Origin of the sequence: Kamptonema animale CS-326, from assembly GCF_028330895.1 — a bacterium.
GTDB classification, from domain to species: Bacteria; Cyanobacteriota; Cyanobacteriia; order Cyanobacteriales; family Microcoleaceae; genus Kamptonema; species Kamptonema formosum.
The window spans coordinates 1-3,230 of the sequence record NZ_JAQMUA010000196.1 but is presented as its reverse complement, the minus strand read 5'-3'; the positions used below and the strand labels follow the sequence as shown (position 1 = coordinate 3,230).

The following is a 3,230-nucleotide window of genomic DNA, read 5'->3' as shown; positions in this document are numbered from 1 at the left end:
GGAGGGATTATTAACAATTAACAATTCAGGACTTACGCACCCAACCAAAGAAACCGGGTTTTTTGACGAAAATACTTCGCCGATACCCACAGATGCTCTCAAAAACCCGGTTTCTGGGACTCCCTGCGTAAGTCCTGACCTACTTTCCTCACTTGCCTAAAACTGATACCAGCGATCGCTCGATTGCTGCTAATACGTCCCCATTCAATTGTACTCCTGATGCAGCAGCGTTATCGACAATTTGTTCCGGGCGACTAGCACCGATAATGGCTGAAGATACGTACTCAGAGCGTAGTACCCAGGCTAGGGCTAACTGTGGCATACTTAACCCTAAGTCTTGGGCAATGGGTTTGAGGTTTTGTACGGCTGTGAGAATGCGATCGCTAAACAATTCCTCCAGCAAAAACCAATTCATTTTTTCATTTGCAGCGCGAGAATTTGGAGGTGGAACTTGTCCTGGCTGGTATTTACCTGCAAGTATACCTTGAGCTAATGGCGACCAAACAATCTGACCAATACCATTAGCTGCACACAATGGAAAGACTTCTGCTTCTGGGTTGCGCCACAGCATAGAATACTGAGGCTGACTGGAAACAAAGCGTTCAACATCAGCAATATTAAACGCCGCTTGAATTTGCTCTGGAGTCCACTCGCTAAAGCCGATGTAACGAGCTTTTCCCTGACGCACTACCTCAGTAAGTGCTATCATTGTTTCCTCCAAAGGCGTGTTCGGATCGTAGCGATGACATTGATACAAGTCAACATAATCGGTACGCAATCGGTTTAAGGAAGCATCAATTTGTTTTCGGATCTGGACTGCTGATAGTCCTTGGTCAGTAGGTGATGTAGGAAAAAAGACTTTAGTCGCCAGGATATACGAGGAGCGCTCAATTCCTTGTAATACTTCCCCTAGAAATGACTCAGCGCCGCCAGCGGCATAAGAATTAGAAGTGTCAATGAAGTTAATACCAACATCAAATGCTTTGTAAATACAAGCCTCTGCATTTTGCTGTTCTACACCCTCACAAATACCCCAGGAACCAAGACTGATTTCAGAAATATGCAGTTCGCTCTCACCCAATTTTCTGTATTTCATTTGTCTTTCTTATTTTACTAAATTAAAGGTAGGGTGGACACTCGCCTTACAATTAAACGTAGGGTGGGCGCTCGCCGCCAATCGCTTGTAATTCATAGGCAGAGATGATTTCGGCGAGCGCCACCTTACAATTAAATTATAATAATATTAAATTATAAGTTGGCAACAGCCTCCTTTTCCTCATTTGATTGTAAAGTCATAGGTAACTGTATTGCCGACATTAACGTGCAAGATAGCATAAATACGGATAACGCTAACCATAAAAAATGATTGCTATGAAAATAAAAGGTTGATAAACATAGAGAGATAAGTCCCACTAAGCCGCTGACTAAATACGTATTGCGTACAGCAGAACCCTCACCTAAGCCAGAAAAATATCCATCTAGAATATAAGCAACTCCTGCGCCCACTACAACAATGGGTATCCAAAGGATATAACTTTTAATTGTTTCTATCAATTCAGTATGGCTAGTGAACAGATGAAATATAGGGTCAGGAAAAAAGAAAGCAGCTAGTCCAACTACTAAACTGATCGCCAGATTGGTTGCTAATGCAATTTGCAAAAGTGGCACAAATTTATGTGTTGTTCCTTGACCTTGAAAGTTACCGATTAAAGTTACAGTAGCGTATTCTACTCCATCACACATATACATACTTAGTGCTACTATTTGGAGTAGTAAAACATTTTCAGCCAGAACTTCAGTGCCCAAGGTTGAGCTAAAAGCATTGAAAAGGACAAAGATAGATACGATAACTATAGACCTAACAGATAGATTGCCATTCAGAACAAAAGCACTTTGTAATGCGGACAAATTTATGACTTTTCCTGTTAAAGCACCTATTTCTTTTAAGGAAAATTCACGACCGATCATAACGAGTCCTATAAATAAGGTTAGATACTGGCTAATAGCTTGAGACAATCCAGCTCCCATGCTTGACCAATCCCAAACGACAATGTAAAGGTAATTTAGGGCAATATTAGCAACATTCCCGATGATAGTAAGTAAAAGAACTTTGCGGTTTTGTTCTCGTCCAAGAAACCATCCAATTAAGACTAAGTTGAGGAAAGCTGCCGGCGCTCCCCAAATCCGACTATTAAAGTAATTAATCCCGGCAAGTTGCACATCGGGAGTAGCGTTTAACAACATAAAGCCGAGCTTTCCCAAAGGGTATTGCAGCAGCAGAAAAAGCATACCCAATCCCAAAGCGATTAAACCATTTTGTAGCCCTGCTAGAAGCATTTCTTCTCGGTCATCTCGTCCAACTGCTTGAGATGTAATTGCAGTTGTTCCTGACTTGATAAACGAACAACTTTCGTAGAGAAAATCAAACAAAATAGCTCCTAATGCTACTCCTGCTAAATAACTAATATTTGACAGGTGTCCCAGGAAAGCTACGCTGACTGCACCGGATAAGGGTATTGTAATATTCGAGGCTACGTTGACAGTAGCGATTTTTAGAAAGCGATATAGAAAGTCGTATTGAGGTAATTTCAAAGTCCATTGGGATAAATACTATAGTCTATTTTATCAGTATTTTTGCCTAATGCCAACTTGAAATCAAGTCATAAATAATTCCGATGATGTCACTTTGGTCAGAGAAAAAGGCTTTCGTCTTGCGAGCTCTTGATTTTAGCGATTCTCAATAATGTAGGCTTCGCTAGGCGAAAGCCTTACAAAACTGTAGTTCGAGAAAATTATATCTCGCTTAGTAACAATTGATCGGGTGTTTCAATCCCTAATAGGGATTTAGTTTAATTGTAGCTTTGCGATCGCTAGGTGCTCCATACCAAAAAGCAATCCCGTTTCAATCCCTAATAGGGATTTAGTTTAATTGCGGCTGATGTCAAGGGCGGCATTTGCCACAGAGAGCGTTTCAATCCCTAATAGGGATTTAGTTTAATTGCGGCTCAGAAGTTGGGGTTGAATTTCCTGAGAAAAAATTTGTTTCAATCCCTAATAGGGATTTAGTTTAATTGCGGCTTTTCCTCTAATTCCCTGATATACACATCCTTGGTTTTTGTTTCAATCCCTAATAGGGATTTAGTTTAATTGCGGCGGTTGCTCAAGCTTAATGAGCAGTCTACTCCTACTAAGTTTCAATCCCTAATAGGGATTTAGTTTAATTGCGGCTT

Annotated in this window: 2 protein-coding genes and 1 CRISPR repeat array; both genes read right to left on the bottom strand. The window is 40.7% G+C overall.

Annotated features, from left to right (window positions below):
• Positions 1–148: 148 nt before the first annotated feature.
• On the bottom strand, positions 149–1,096 hold the full coding sequence (locus tag PN499_RS11515) for an aldo/keto reductase family protein (RefSeq protein WP_272032011.1): 948 nt from the start codon (positions 1,094–1,096) through the stop codon (positions 149–151).
• Between the two features lie 152 nt (positions 1,097–1,248).
• Complete coding sequence (gene gntT, locus PN499_RS11510) at positions 1,249–2,592, bottom strand: guanitoxin biosynthesis MATE family efflux transporter GntT (RefSeq protein WP_272032009.1); 1,344 nt, start codon at positions 2,590–2,592, stop codon at positions 1,249–1,251.
• A 231-nt stretch (positions 2,593–2,823) separates the two neighbouring features.
• Positions 2,824–3,224: a CRISPR direct-repeat array (repeat unit 33 nt; unit sequence GTTTCAATCCCTAATAGGGATTTAGTTTAATTG).
• Positions 3,225–3,230 lie beyond the last annotated feature (6 nt).